Origin of the sequence: Streptomyces tricolor, assembly GCF_002155905.1 — a bacterium.
GTDB lineage: Bacteria > Actinomycetota > Actinomycetes > Streptomycetales > Streptomycetaceae > Streptomyces > Streptomyces tricolor.
On the sequence record NZ_MUMF01000003.1, the window covers coordinates 1 to 13266 of the forward strand.

Consider the following 13266-nt stretch of genomic DNA (forward strand, 5'->3'; position numbering starts at 1 on the left):
CGGCGGCAGGGCGTACGACGCGGCTCGCCCACCCGTCCCGCCCAGCCGGCCACCGAGAACGGCACGGCAGGTAGGCGAGGGCCGGGGGGCCAGGGGGCGGAGCCCCCTGGTGGCTCGGGCGGCTCAGGTCGTCGAGCGACGCCTGCGTGCCCCCGGCCGCCGTTCGCTCGGCCGCGTCACCGGATCGCCGGCCTCCAGCGCGGCAGCGCGCCGCTTCATGCCGAAGTCCGCCAGCGCCTCCGCCAGCTTGTGCACGGACGGCTCCGGAGCCATCACGTCCACCCGCAGCCCGTGCTCCTCGGCCGTCTTGGCCGTGGCCGGGCCGATGCACGCGATCACCGTCACGTTGTGCGGCTTGCCCGCGATGCCCACCAGGTTGCGGACCGTGGAGGAGGACGTGAAGAGGACCGCGTCGAAGCCGCCGCCCTTGATGGCCTCCCGGGTCTCCGCCGGCGGCGGCGAGGCCCGCACGGTCCGGTAGGCCGTGACGTCGTCGACCTCCCAGCCCAGCTCGATCAGACCGGCGACCAGGGTCTCGGTCGCGATGTCGGCACGGGGCAGGAAGACACGGTCGATCGGGTCGAAGACCGGGTCGTACGGCGGCCAGTCCTCCAGCAGGCCCGCCGCCGACTGCTCGCCGCTCGGGACCAGGTCCGGCTTCACGCCGAAGGCGATCAGCGCCTTCGCCGTCTGCTCGCCCACCGCGGCCACCTTGATGCCCGCGAAGGCGCGCGCGTCGAGGCCGTACTCCTCGAACTTCTCCCGCACCGCCTTCACCGCGTTGACCGACGTGAAGGCGATCCACTCGTACCGGCCCGTCACCAGGCCCTTGACCGCCCGCTCCATCTGCTGGGGCGTGCGCGGCGGCTCCACCGCGATCGTCGGGACCTCGTGCGGCACGGCACCGTAGGAGCGCAGCTGGTCGGAGAGCGACGCCGCCTGCTCCTTGGTCCGCGGCACGAGCACCTTCCAGCCGAACAGCGGCTTGGACTCGAACCACGACAGCTGGTCGCGCCGGTCGGCGGCGGAACGCTCGCCGACCACGGCTATCACCGGCCGGCCGCCGTCCGGCGACGGCAGCACCTTCGCCTGCTTCAGCGTCTGCGCGATCGTGCCCAGCGTCGCCGTCCAGGTCCGCTGCCGGGTCGTCGTACCGGCGATCGTCACCGTCAGCGGGGTGTCCGGCTTGCGGCCCGCCGAGACCAGCTCGCCGGCCGCCGCGGCCACGGAGTCCAGGGTCGTCGACACCACCACCGTGCCGTCCGACGCCCCCACCTCCGTCCAGCACCGGTCCGAGGCGGTACGGGCGTCCACGAACCGGACGTCCGCGCCCTCGGCGTCCCGCAGCGGCACACCGGCGTACGCGGGTACGCCGACCGCCGCCGCGACACCGGGGACGACCTCGAAGGGCACCCCGGCCGCGGCGCAGGCGAGCATCTCCTCCGCCGCGTACGTGTCGAGGCCCGGGTCCCCGGACACCGCACGGACGACCCGCCTGCCGCCCCGCGCGGCCTCCATGACAAGATGAGCGGCATCCCGCGCAGCAGCCGGGACAGCGACGGGTGTTGACGTGCCGTCAACCACCGTCAGCTGGGGCGTGCCCGTGCCCGGCGGGGACACCGCAGAGGAGTCCGCGTCCGTCGGCACCACGGAGACGCCCGGCCGCGCGTGCGTCCGGATCACATCGAGCACCTCGTGCTCGGCGACCAGGACGTCCGCGGTCGACAGCGCCTCCACGGCGCGCAGAGTCAGCAGTCCCGGATCTCCGGGTCCGGCACCGAGGAAGGTGACGTGCCCGTGTTCCGGACCGGCGGCAGGAAGGGCGGTGGGGCTCACTGTGCTCGCTCCCCCATCAGACCGGCCGCGCCCTGGGCGAGCATCTCGGCGGCGAGTTCGCGACCGAGTGCCATCGCCCGGTCGTGCGTCTGGGGCACGGGACCGGTGGTGGACAGCTGCACCATGCGGGTGCCGTCGGTCGTACCGACGACGCCGCGCAGGCGCATTTCCTTGACAATCTGCCCGTCGGCATGGGGGTCCCCCCGCTCGAACGGAGCCGAGAGTGGGGGAAGGTCGGCCAGCGCGCCCACAGGTGCGCTGCAACCGGCCTCCAGGGCGGCGAGCAGTGACCGCTCGGCGGTGACGGCGGCCCGCGTGAACGGGTCGTCCAGCTCGCCGAGCGCGGCGATCAGGTCCGCGTTGTCCGCGGCACACTCGATCGCCAGGGCCCCCTGGCCGGGGGCGGGCAGAACCGTGTCGACCGACAGGAAGTCGGTCACCTCGTCGATCCGGCCGATCCGGTGGAGTCCGGCGGCGGCCAGGACGACCGCGTCCAGCTCGCCGTCGCGGACGTACCGGATGCGGGTGTCCACGTTGCCGCGGATCGGGACCGTCTCGATGTCCAGGCCGTGGGCGCGGGCGTACGCGTTCAGCTGCGCCATGCGGCGCGGCGCACCCGTACCGACGCGGGCGCCCCGCGGCAGGTCGGTGAACTTCAGCGCGTCCCGCGCGACGATCACGTCCCGCGGGTCCTCGCGCACCGGTACGGCGGCCAGGACCAGCTCCTCGGGCTGCGCGGTCGGCAGGTCCTTGAGCGAATGAACCGCGAAGTCGACCTCGCCCTTGAGCAGCGCGTCCCGCAGCGCGGTGACGAACACTCCGGTGCCGCCGATCTGCGCGAGCGCCTCCCGGGAGACATCGCCGTACGTGGTGATCTCGACCAGCTCGACGGGCCGCCCGGTCACCTGGCGGACGGCCTCCGCCACCTGCCCGGACTGGGCCATGGCGAGTTTGCTCCGCCTGGTCCCCAGCCTCAACGCCTTCTCAGTCATGCGGGTCGGTCCTTCTCGTCTGTGCTGTCCCCGGCCCGGGAGACGGCGGCCACCGTCTCGGGGTCGAGGTCGAACAGGGTGCGCAGCGCGTCCGCGTACCCGGCGCCGCCGGGCTCGGCCGCGAGTTGCTTGACCCGTACGGTCGGCGCGTGCAGCAGCTTGTCGACGACCCGGTGCACGGCCTGGCGGATCTCGCCGCGCTGGCGTTCGTCCAGGTCGGGCAGGCGTCCGTCGAGGCGGGCGATCTCACTGGCGACGACGTCGGCGGCCATGGTGCGCAGGGCGACCACGGTCGGCGTGATGTGCGCCGCCCGCTGTGCCGCGCCGAAGGCCGCGACCTCGTCGGAGACGATACGCCGGACCTGGTCCACGTCGGCCGCCATCGGCGCGTCGGCGGACGCCTCCGCCAGCGACTCGATGTCCACCAGCCGGACCCCGGCGAGGCGGTGCACGGCCGCGTCGATGTCGCGCGGCATGGCCAGGTCGAGCAGGAAGAAGAAGGGCGCGGGCCGCTCGGCGACCGGCTCGGGCCGGCGCCGCTCGGGGATCCGGCCGACGGTGGCGGCGGTCGCGGCGAGCGCGGTGATCAGCTCGGCGTCCGCCTCGGGCGTACGGCGCTCCCGGCGGGCCGGCGCGCCTCCCGCCACCCAGGCCGCGTGCTGCTCCAGGGTGGCCGCGTCCATGCCGGCCACGGCGGCCTCGCCCATGAGGGAGAAGCCGGGCTGCACGGCGGCCAGGTCCAGCGGGCAGTTCTCGTCGGCGGCGAGGCCGGCGGGCCGCTGGGGCGGCGCGGGCTTCACGGCCGGGACACCGCTGTCGGCGGCGGGGGCGCCGGTGCGGCCCTCGACCGCGTGCGCGACCGCCTCCGCCGTGAGCACCAGGCCCGTCGCGCCGGTGCAGGAGACGACGACGTCGGCACGTGTCAGTTCGTCGGCCACCGCGTCCATCGGCACCGCGCGGGCGGTCACACCGCGCGTGTCCTCGCCTTCGGCCAGGCTGTGTCCGTACTGCTCTTCGAGCAGGAGGGCGAGCCGCTCGGCGCGCTCGAAGGTGCGGTTGGCGACGACGACCTCGGCGACTCCGGCGCGCGCGAGGGTCGCGGCGGCCAGCGACGACATCGACCCGGCGCCGATGACCAGCGCCTTCCGGCCGTTCGCCCAGGCCCGGACGTCCCCGCCCGCGGCCAGCTGCTCCAGGCCGAAGGTGACCAGGGACTGGCCGGCGCGGTCGATGCCGGTCTCCGAGTGGGCGCGCTTGCCGACCCGCAGGGCCTGCTGGAACAGGTCGTTCAGCAGCTTGCCGGCGGTGTGCAGCTCCTGGGCGCGGGCCAGGGAGTCCTTGATCTGGCCGAGGATCTGGCCCTCGCCGACGACCATCGAGTCCAGCCCGCAGGCCACCGAGAACAGGTGGTGGACGGCCCGGTCCTCGTAGTGCACGTAGAGGTAGGGGGTCAGCTCGTCCAGGCCGACGCCGCTGTGCTGGGCGAGCAGCGTGGACAGCTCGGCGACACCGGCGTGGAACTTGTCCACGTCGGCGTACAGCTCGATGCGGTTGCAGGTGGCGAGCACCGCGGCCTCGGTGGCGGGCTCGGCGGCGACCGTGTCCTGGAGCAGCTTGATCTGGGCGTCCGCGCTCAGCGCGGCCCGCTCCAGCACGCTGACCGGGGCACTGCGGTGGCTGAGGCCTACGACGAGGAGGCTCATGCCGGCATCACGGCGGGGACGTCCCCGTCGGGCCCCTGGTCGGCGGAATCGCCGGCGGCCACCCCACGGCCGGTGGCGGCGGGCAGCGCCCCGTCGCCCACGGCGGTCTCCTCGCCGGCCTTGCGCTGCTCGTGGAAGGCGAGGATCTGCAACTCGATGGAGAGGTCGACCTTGCGCACGTCGACGCCGTCAGGGACGGACAGCACGGTCGGCGCGAAGTTCAGGATGGAGGTCACCCCGGCGGCCACGAGCCGGTCGCAGACCTGCTGGGCGGCGCCGGCCGGGGTGGCGATCACACCGATGGAGACCCCGTTGTTCTTGATGATCTTTTCGAGGTCGTCGGTGTGCTGCACCGGGATGCCGGCGACCGGCTTGCCGGCCATCGCCGGGTCGGCGTCGATGAGCGCGGCGACCCGGAAGCCACGGGAGGCGAAGCCGCCGTAGTTGGCCAGGGCGGCGCCGAGGTTACCGATACCGACGATCACAACCGGCCAGTCCTGGGTCAGGCCGAGTTCGCGGGAGATCTGGTAGACGAGATACTCCACGTCGTAGCCGACACCGCGCGTTCCGTAGGAGCCCAGGTACGAGAAGTCCTTGCGCAGCTTCGCGGAGTTGACCCCCGCCGCCGCGGCCAGCTCCTCGGAGGAGACCGTGGGTACCGAACGCTCCGACAGCGCGGTCAGGGCTCGGAGGTACAGCGGAAGCCGGGCGACGGTGGCCTCGGGAATCCCTCGGCTACGGGTCGCCGGTCGGTGTGTTCGGCCAGTTGCCACGGTGCTCCTGCGGGTAGAGCGGGGCTGCAGGCGGTCATACGTCCCCAGACCGCCCCGTCGACAGCAGGCTATGTCTTTGTGAACGCGTGCACAAAGATGGTGTCCGATTTGCCCGGCAGAAGTGACCGGGGTCACGCAGGTTTCGCGCCCACGGCGGGAACCGGCGCATACGCATCGGCGTTCCTTCGTTACTGGGGGCAAAACCGCACACTCTCCTCACGAATCCCGCCCCCGAGACCAAACCGCCGACGATCCTAAGCGACTTTCCGGCCAGTTTGGACTAGTCGGTCAGTGCACGGCGCAGCCGCTCCTCGTTCACGCGCCAGAAGGTGTGCTGTTCACCGTCGACGAGCACGACCGGGATCTGCTCCCAGTAGCGGTCGTGCAGCTCCCGGTCCTCCGTGATGTCCTTCGGCTCCCACGGCACGCCGAGGTCGCCGCACACCTTCTCGATCACGGCCTGCGCGTCGTCGCACAGATGACAGCCGGGCTTGCGGATGAGGGTGACCAGCCGCGCGCGCGGCTCGGCCCTGCGTCGGAAGAGCGGACTCATACCGGCCATTCTCGCGCTCTCCGTGCCCGTTCCGGATCGCATTCCGGATCGCTTCTTTAACGGCTCGGTCAAGCAGAGTTCACAGCGCGCCAACCGCGCGACGCCGGAACCACCGAACAGACTGGCTATGCTCACGTCATGGCCGCTCTCGGATGGCTCACCCCCCGTAGGCGCTCCGCCACGGCGCGGAGCGTGTTGGCAGGCGAGGCCTCGGCGGAGGCCGCCCGCAAGTCCTCGCAGGAGGCCCCGCGCGCCACGCCGGAGGAACCGGAGTTCCCGGTGATCGGCGACGACCGGGCCGCCGCCTTCTTCGACCTCGACAACACGGTCATGCAGGGCGCCGCGCTGTTCCACTTCGGCCGGGGACTGTACAAGCGGAAGTTCTTCGAGACCCGCGACCTGGCCAGGTTCGCCTGGCAGCAGGCGTGGTTCCGGCTGGCCGGCGTCGAGGACCCGGAGCACATGCAGGACGCCCGCGACTCGGCCCTGTCGATCGTCAAGGGCCACCGGGTCGCCGAGCTGGAGTCGATCGGCGAGGAGATCTACGACGAGTACATGGCCGACCGCATCTGGCCCGGCACCCGCGCCCTCGCCCAGGCCCACCTGGACGCCGGCCAGAAGGTGTGGCTGGTCACCGCAGCCCCGGTGGAGATCGCCCAGGTGATCGCCCGCCGGCTCGGCCTGACCGGCGCGCTCGGCACGGTCGCCGAGTCCGTGGACGGCGTCTACACCGGCAAGCTGGTCGGCGAGCCGCTGCACGGCCCGGCCAAGGCAGAGGCGGTCCGCGCGCTGGCCGCCGCGGAGGGCCTGGACCTCTCCCGCTGCGCGGCCTACAGCGACAGCCACAACGACATCCCCATGCTGTCCCTGGTCGGCCACCCCTACGCCATCAACCCCGACGCCAAGCTCCGCAGGCACGCCCGGGAGAAGGACTGGCGCCTGCGGGACTACCGCACCGGCCGCAAGGCGGCGAAGGTCGGCATCCCGGCGGCGGCGGGAGTCGGCGCGGTGGCCGGCGGCACGGCGGCGGCCATCGCGCTGAGCCGCCGCCGGCGCTAGCGGGCCCGCACCCGGCCGCGGGCCGTCCGCGGCCGTTCACCCAGTTCCCCGCGCCCCTTCGGGGGGCTTTCTCGCGCGCTTTGAACGCGCATGTACATCACCACGTTCAACACGCCCCGCACTTCACCGAAACACGCCGTTTTCCGGTCAACAAGCGATCAACTTGCGGAACTTGTCCCGCCATCAAACGGCCATAGAAGCGACGCAATCGATGATTTGAGCAACTCGGTGTAGCAGCGCCTGTACGAAGCGTTATTCTCCTCAGACGCAATCCGGTACCCCTCCGTCGCTACGACGGGTGAACGGTTCCGCACTGCACGTGATGGAAGCTCTGCCTCTGGGAGTCCCGTGTACCCACACGTCGGGGTTGACGCCTCGGGCCTGGCTACGCTGCGCGCAACGGTCGCGACGGTCAAAGAGACGCTGCGCGGCTTCGTCCCCACCGCGTACGCCGTCCCAGCCGTCCCCGCCTTCGCCGCCGCCGCGCCCGCGGGCCCGTGCTACGCACTGGCCGACGGCAGCGCCGCCGTCGGCAGACGAGGGCGTGCCACCGGCGCGGCCACCGCCCGCCGCCCGGCCGCCGACAGCGACAGCGCCCGCATGATGGACCTGGTCGAACGCGCCCAGGCGGGGGAGGCCGAGGCCTTCGGGCGGCTCTACGACCAGTACAGCGACACCGTCTACCGGTACATCTACTACCGCGTCGGCGGCCGGGCCACCGCCGAGGACCTCACCAGCGAGACCTTTCTGCGGGCGCTCAGAAGGATCGGCACCTTCACCTGGCAGGGCCGCGACTTCGGCGCCTGGCTGGTCACCATCGCCCGCAACCTGGTCGCCGACCACTTCAAGTCCAGCCGCTTCCGGCTGGAGGTCACCACCGGCGAGATGCTCGACGCCAACGAGGTCGAGCGCTCCCCGGAGGACTCCGTCCTGGAGTCCCTGTCGAACGCCGCCCTGCTCGACGCCGTACGGCGGCTCAACCCGCAGCAGCAGGAGTGCGTGACGCTCCGCTTCCTCCAGGGCCTCTCGGTCGCCGAGACCGCCCGGGTCATGGGCAAGAACGAGGGCGCCATCAAGACCCTCCAGTACCGCGCCGTACGCACCCTGGCCCGGCTGCTGCCGGACGACGCCCGCTGACCCCGCGACCCAGGGCGACGCCCAACTCACGTACAGTGAAGCGCCGTTGCCTTTCTGATCCGATCATCCGCCGTCCGTAACCCAAGTGCCGCGCCAGTCGTTGTGCGGGATACAGGCTCCCTGTGGTCACGTCCTGGCCCTCCCCGATCGCTCGATCGTGTGGCAGTGGTCGGGGGCGTGCAACCCTCAGGACCCCCTGGGGAGTCGACCGTCATGACGAGAGGAGGTGCCGCCAGTGATCGCGAACGTATCGGCGCACCGGCGGGCGAACGCCTTCGCCCAGGCCCTGGACGAGCAGTCCGACCGGGACACGGCGGCCGAGCAGTCCGCAGTGCCGGCGGGATCCCCGCCGACCGCCGAGGAACGGTCCGAACAGGGCGAGCTGTTGGCCCTGGCGGCAGGTCTCGGCGCGCTGCCCAAGCCGCAGCTCGACCCGGAGGTCAAGGTCGTCCAACGGGCCCAGCTGGTGGCCGCGATGGAGGCCATGCTCCAGGAAGGCACGGGGGCGGCGGACGCGTCGGTACCGGAACAGCGCCAGCACCGCGGCAAGGGCGCGCACCGGGCGAGCCCACTGGGCAAGTTCCGCCCGCGCACCAGGCTGTCCAAGGGCCTCGCGGCCGGCGGGCTCAGCGTGGGCGTGGCCGCCGGGGCCTTCGGCGGGGTCGCCGCCGCCAGCTCCGACGCCCTGCCCGGCGACTCGCTGTACGGCCTGAAGCGCGGCATCGAGGACTTCAAGCTCAACTACCTGACCGACGGCGACGACCAGCGCGGCCAGACCTACCTCGACCAGGCCTCCACCCGGCTCAGCGAGGCCCGCCGGCTGCTGGAGCGCGGCCGGGGCGGCCACCTGGACCACGAGTCCATCGGCGAGATCCGCCGCACCCTCGCCGGGATGCAGCACGACGTCACCGAGGGCCACCGCCTGCTCCACGCGGCCTACGAGGCCGACCCGGACTCCCTCGGTCCGATCCAGGCGCTGTCCACGTTCTCCCGGTCCCACCGCCAGGCCTGGAGCGCGCTCAGCGACAAGCTGCCCATGCAGCTGGGCGACGTCAAACAGCAGGTGTCCTCCGTCTTCGACGCCATAGACGAAGAGGTCGCCCCGCTGCAGTCCCTGCTTCCGCAGCCGCCGGCCCGGCACGGTGACGGAAGCCGCCAGGGCAGCTCCGGCACGGCGTCCACCGGCTCCTCCGGCAGCCACCGGTCGAACCCGCCCGCCTCGGCCGGCAGCACCCCGTCCGCCGGCAAGCACTCCGGCAGCGGTACCCCGAGCGGCTCGGCCACCGGCAACAGCGGCGAGGGCCTCATCGGCGGCGACACGGGCGGCCTGCTCGACCCGCCGAAGACCGGGCCCGACGGCAGCGAGCCGTCGATCGGCAAGTCCCCGACGGGCCAGCCGGACGTCACCATTCCGCCGCTCATCCCGGATCTGCTCCCGGGCCTGGGCATCGACAGCGAGGACGCGGACTAGCGCCCCGCACCCACAACCTGAGGGGCGCCCCTTTCCGAGCAGGGGCGCCCCTCATGCTGCGCGTGGGAAAGATCAGAAGAACACCGACCGCCGCTGCACCAGCAGCTTGTACAGCGTGTGCTGGATCTGCTCCCGCACCTGGTCGGTCAGGTTGAACATCAGCATCGGATCCTCGGCGGCCTCCGGCGGATAGCCGTCGGTGGGGATCGGCTCGCCGAACTGGATCGTCCACTTGGTGGGCAGCGGAATCGCCCCCAGCGGCCCGAGCCAGGGAAACGTCGGCGTCAGCGGGAAGTACGGAAAGCCCAGCAGCCGGGCCAGCGTCTTGGCGTTGCCGATCATCGGGTAGATCTCCTCCGCCCCGACGATCGAGCACGGAATGATCGGCACCCCCTGCCGCAGCGCGGTGGAGACGAACCCGCCCCGCCCGAACCGCTGGAGCTTGTACCGCTCGCTGAACGGCTTCCCGATGCCCTTGAAACCCTCCGGCATCACCCCGACCAGCTCGCCCTGGCCCAGCAGCCGTTCCGCGTCCTCCGCGCAGGCGAGCGTGTGCCCCAGCTTGCGGGCCAGCTCGTTCACCACCGGCAGCACGAAGACCAGGTCGGCGGCGAGCAGCCGCAGGTGGCGCCCGGCCGGGTGGTGGTCGTGCACCGCCACCTGCATCATCAGGCCGTCCAGCGGCAGCGTGCCGGAGTGGTTGGCGACGATCAGCGCCCCGCCCTCGGCCGGGATGTTCTCGACGCCCTTCACCTCGACCCGGAAGTACTTCTCGTACACCGGCCGCAGCAGCGACATCAGGACCTGGTCGGTCAGCTCCTCGTCGTAACCGAAGTCGTCGACCTCGTAGTCCCCGGTGAGCCGGCGCCGCAGGAAGGCCAGCCCGGCCGCCACCCGCCGCTCCAGACCGCCGTCCCCGCCGTCCCGGCCACCGCCGGTCTCCGCCGTCTCCCGCGGCTCCTCCCCGGGGCTCGTCCGCCCCTCCTCCCGCGCCCGCTCCCGGCCCGGCAGGGGCTGGACCGCGCCCCGCTCGCCCGGCTCCCCGAGCGCGCCGCGCCGGCTCCCCCCGCCGCGCCGCCGCGGCTGGCGCTGTGCGGCGCTCCCGCGGGACCGGTCGTCGTCGAACGGAATGACCTTGGCGTCCGCCATCGTTGCCGCTCTCCTCAGTTGGCGCTGTGCGTCTGGGGGTGGCCGCCTGCCCTCGCGGTCAGGGCGGCGAGCCGGTCCACGGCCCCGGCGAGGGTCTCCGGCGGCACCAGCCCGGGGGCCTGGCCGCGCGCGAAGTCCGCGAAGGCCTCGGCCGTCGTGTAGCGGGGCGTGAAGCCCAGCGTCTCGCGCATCTGGACGGTGTCCACCACCCGCCCGTGGGTGAGCAGCCGGATCTGCTCCGGCGAGAAGTCCGTCATACCGAGCGTGCGCACCAGGGAGCCGGCCCAGGTGACCGCGGGCAGCAGCAGCGGCACGGTGGGCCGCCCGAGCCGCCGGGAGCACTGCGAGAGCAGCAGCACGCCGTCCCCGGCGATGTTGAAGGTGCCGCTGTTGAGGGTGCCCCGGCGCGGCTCGTGGGAGGCGATCCGCAGCACCTCGATGACGTCGTCCTCGTGCACGAACTGGAGCCGCGGGTCGTAGCCGAACACGGTCGGCAGGACGGGCAGCGCGAAGTACGAGGCGAGCGGGGTGTCCGCGGCCGGGCCGAGGATGTTGGCGAACCGCAGCACGCACACGGCGACGTCCGGGCGCCGCCGGGCGAATCCGCGCACATAGCCCTCGACCTCGACGGCGTCCTTCGCGAAACCGCCGCTGGGCAGCGACTTGGGCGGGGTGGTCTCGGTGAACACCGCGGGATCGCGCGGGGCGGAGCCGTAGACGTTCGTACTGGACTTCACCACCAGCCGCCGCACGGTCGGCGACTTCTGGCAGGCGCCGAGCAGCTGCATGGTGCCGATGACGTTGGTCTCCTTGACCGTGGCCCGGCTGCCGCCGCCCAGGGCCGTACCGGTCACGTCCAGGTGGACGACGGTGTCCGCGCCGGTCTCGGCGAGCACCCGGGCGATGGTCGGCTGGCGGATGTCGGCCTGGATGAAGTCGGCTCCGCCCAGATGGTGCGCCGGCGGCACCGCGTCCACCGCGATCACACGGTCGACCTCCGGGTCCCGCTGGATCCGCCGCACGAACCGGCCGCCCAGCTGCCGGGCCACTCCGGTGACGAGCACGACCCTTCCCAAGATCAGCGCCTTCCTTCCGCGTAACCGGTATCCCGCGTTCCCCGTTGCGGCCAACCTAGCCGGTCGATGCCGCGCTGTGATGACCGCAGGTGCACCGGGCGACGGAATTTCCCCCATCGGTATATGCCTGTGGCCCCCCACCACTGCTGGTGGGGGGCCACAGGCTTACGCTCTCGCGGCGCCGATTACTTCTTGTTACGACGCTGAACGCGCGTGCGCTTGAGCAGCTTGCGGTGCTTCTTCTTGGCCATCCGCTTGCGCCGCTTCTTGATAACAGAGCCCACGACTACCCTCGCTCACTTCTCATGACTCGGTTGTTGGGCGCCATGGGCCCACACGACCTACGAGGGGCTAGCCTACCCAACCGAGCGCCGAGGTCGTAATCGAGGGGGCACCCCGGGGCCACCCGGGGGTCGTCGTCAGGCCGTCTCCACCCCCACATAGCTGTCGCGGAGGTACTCGTGGACCGCTTGCTCCGGGACGCGGAACGACCGTCCCACCCGGATCGCGGGCAGATGACCACTGTGCACCAGGCGGTACACGGTCATCTTGGACACTCGCATCACCGAGGCGACCTCCGCCACGGTAAGGAACTGAACCTCGTTCAGAGGCCTCTCGCCAGCTGCAGCCATGACACACCTGAACCTTCCGCACTCGACGGCCACCGGCTTCCCCTTCCGGTGACTCTTCGTCGTTGCGTGCTCACTCCCCAGACTAGGGGCGGGTGATGCGAGTGGGGAAGAGGTGCACCCATCGGCGGCCTACTGTGACAGACACGCTCGATTGAGTACGTAGCGGGCCAGCGGCCGGTAGTGACCAGACCGCACTGCGTCATCAACCGGAACGGCGACGGACACCCGCCCCTCGGCCTCCCCCACGAACAGCGCGGGATCGTCGGTGTCGGCCAGACCGATGGCCTCGAACCCCAGCTGACCAGCGCCGCAGACCCATCCGTGGTCGCCGACGACCAGCTCGGGCAGCGGCCCGCCGGCCGCCGCCGCGGCGTCCAGCGCGACCCGAACCGGGAGCGGCGAGTGGCTGTGGACACCCGGCTCACAACCGGGGCGCTCGCTCGCCGGATCCCGCACCAGGGCAACCCCTCGTACGTAGTCGAGGCGATGAGTACGTAGGCCGAACCGGGTCAATATGTCGACACAGCGACCCTGCGCCGGGGTGAGGACATCACATCCCGCCGCCGACAAAGCGTCCGCAAGACGGGCGTAGAACCCCAGCAGCCGCTGCGGGTGCCCGGTGCCGAACAGCACGGGCGCACCGCGCCGGGCCACCTCCCGGAGCCGTCCGGCGAAGGCGTCCAGCGCGGCGAGCGTCCGCTCCGGGTCGATCACATCCGGTCCGGACGTGTACCGGGGATCGGCCGAAACCCCGCACCTCTCCGCCATCAACGCGAGCACGTCCCGGACTCCCCAGGTCCCTTCGGGATCGATCCCGATCAGCGCCCGTGGATCCCGCGCGGCGAACAGCCGGTAGCTGCGCAGGCTCGCCTCCCGCGAGGTCGC

13 protein-coding genes are annotated in these 13266 nt (G+C 72.2%); 3 read left to right on the plus strand and 10 right to left on the minus strand.

Annotated features, from left to right (window positions below):
* Positions 1-123 precede the first annotated feature (123 nt).
* From CCN44_RS00160 to CCN44_RS00180, 5 genes are all read right to left on the minus strand, one after another.
* On the minus strand, positions 124-1836 hold the full coding sequence (locus CCN44_RS00160) for a bifunctional uroporphyrinogen-III C-methyltransferase/uroporphyrinogen-III synthase (RefSeq protein ID WP_059251700.1): 1713 nt from the start codon (positions 1834-1836) through the stop codon (positions 124-126).
* A complete protein-coding gene (gene hemC, locus CCN44_RS00165; protein WP_059251697.1) occupies positions 1833-2828 on the minus strand; it encodes a hydroxymethylbilane synthase in 996 nt (331 codons plus the stop codon). Before hemC ends, CCN44_RS00160 begins: the two co-directional genes overlap by 4 nt.
* A complete protein-coding gene (locus CCN44_RS00170; protein ID WP_059251695.1) occupies positions 2825-4531 on the minus strand; it encodes a glutamyl-tRNA reductase in 1707 nt (568 codons plus the stop codon). The genes hemC and CCN44_RS00170 overlap by 4 nt, the downstream gene beginning before the upstream one ends.
* Positions 4528-5304, minus strand: a complete 777-nt coding sequence (locus tag CCN44_RS00175) for a redox-sensing transcriptional repressor Rex (protein WP_086696549.1) — start codon at positions 5302-5304, stop codon at positions 4528-4530. The genes CCN44_RS00170 and CCN44_RS00175 overlap by 4 nt, the downstream gene beginning before the upstream one ends.
* Before the next feature lie 280 nt (positions 5305-5584).
* Positions 5585-5857 carry a glutaredoxin family protein gene (locus tag CCN44_RS00180; RefSeq protein ID WP_059255159.1) on the minus strand — a complete coding sequence of 91 codons (273 nt, stop codon included), beginning with the start codon at positions 5855-5857 and terminating at the stop codon, positions 5585-5587.
* A 138-nt stretch (positions 5858-5995) separates the two neighbouring features.
* On the opposite strand from CCN44_RS00180, the gene CCN44_RS00185 reads away from it, so the two are divergent.
* The 3 genes from CCN44_RS00185 (at position 5996) to CCN44_RS00195 (ending at position 9524) form a co-directional block, all read left to right on the plus strand.
* A complete protein-coding gene (locus CCN44_RS00185; RefSeq protein WP_079081089.1) occupies positions 5996-6916 on the plus strand; it encodes an HAD family hydrolase in 921 nt (306 codons plus the stop codon).
* Between the two features lie 348 nt (positions 6917-7264).
* A complete protein-coding gene (locus CCN44_RS00190) occupies positions 7265-8053 on the plus strand; it encodes an ECF subfamily RNA polymerase sigma factor, BldN family (RefSeq protein ID WP_059251689.1) in 789 nt (262 codons plus the stop codon).
* 235 nt (positions 8054-8288) lie between these two features.
* On the plus strand, positions 8289-9524 hold the full coding sequence (locus tag CCN44_RS00195; RefSeq protein ID WP_086696550.1) for a DUF5667 domain-containing protein: 1236 nt from the start codon (positions 8289-8291) through the stop codon (positions 9522-9524).
* 72 nt (positions 9525-9596) lie between these two features.
* Here CCN44_RS00195 and CCN44_RS00200 read toward each other — a convergent pair whose 3' ends face one another.
* The 5 genes from CCN44_RS00200 to CCN44_RS00220 form a co-directional block, all read right to left on the minus strand.
* On the minus strand, positions 9597-10673 hold the full coding sequence (locus CCN44_RS00200) for a lysophospholipid acyltransferase family protein (protein WP_059251681.1): 1077 nt from the start codon (positions 10671-10673) through the stop codon (positions 9597-9599).
* Positions 10674-10687: 14 nt separating this feature from the next.
* The gene (locus tag CCN44_RS00205) at positions 10688-11749 is read right to left on the minus strand and encodes an NAD-dependent epimerase/dehydratase family protein (RefSeq protein WP_059251679.1); all 1062 of its coding nucleotides are present in this window, start codon (positions 11747-11749) and stop codon (positions 10688-10690) included.
* A 185-nt stretch (positions 11750-11934) separates the two neighbouring features.
* Positions 11935-12033 (minus strand): 30S ribosomal protein bS22, encoded by a 99-nt coding sequence (locus CCN44_RS00210; RefSeq protein WP_003948845.1) that lies wholly within the window; start codon positions 12031-12033, stop codon positions 11935-11937.
* Between the two features lie 135 nt (positions 12034-12168).
* On the minus strand, positions 12169-12381 hold the full coding sequence (locus CCN44_RS00215; protein WP_121791081.1) for a helix-turn-helix domain-containing protein: 213 nt from the start codon (positions 12379-12381) through the stop codon (positions 12169-12171).
* A 129-nt stretch (positions 12382-12510) separates the two neighbouring features.
* Positions 12511-13266: phosphatase (locus CCN44_RS00220; RefSeq protein WP_086696551.1), on the minus strand; the 756-nt coding region annotated here is incomplete at its 5' end.

Excerpts from the sequence above, each read along its gene's own strand:
- hemC (WP_059251697.1), bottom strand. The coding sequence starts at position 2,828 with ATGACTGAGAAGGCGTTGAGGCTGGGGACCAGGCGGAGCAAACTCGCC.
- CCN44_RS00215 (WP_121791081.1), bottom strand. The coding sequence starts at position 12,381 with ATGGCTGCAGCTGGCGAGAGGCCTCTGAACGAGGTTCAGTTCCTTACC.
- CCN44_RS00170 (WP_059251695.1), bottom strand. The coding sequence starts at position 4,531 with ATGAGCCTCCTCGTCGTAGGCCTCAGCCACCGCAGTGCCCCGGTCAGC.
- CCN44_RS00180 (WP_059255159.1), bottom strand. The coding sequence starts at position 5,857 with ATGAGTCCGCTCTTCCGACGCAGGGCCGAGCCGCGCGCGCGGCTGGTC.
- CCN44_RS00200 (WP_059251681.1), bottom strand. The coding sequence starts at position 10,673 with ATGGCGGACGCCAAGGTCATTCCGTTCGACGACGACCGGTCCCGCGGG.
- CCN44_RS00185 (WP_079081089.1), top strand. The coding sequence starts at position 5,996 with ATGGCCGCTCTCGGATGGCTCACCCCCCGTAGGCGCTCCGCCACGGCG.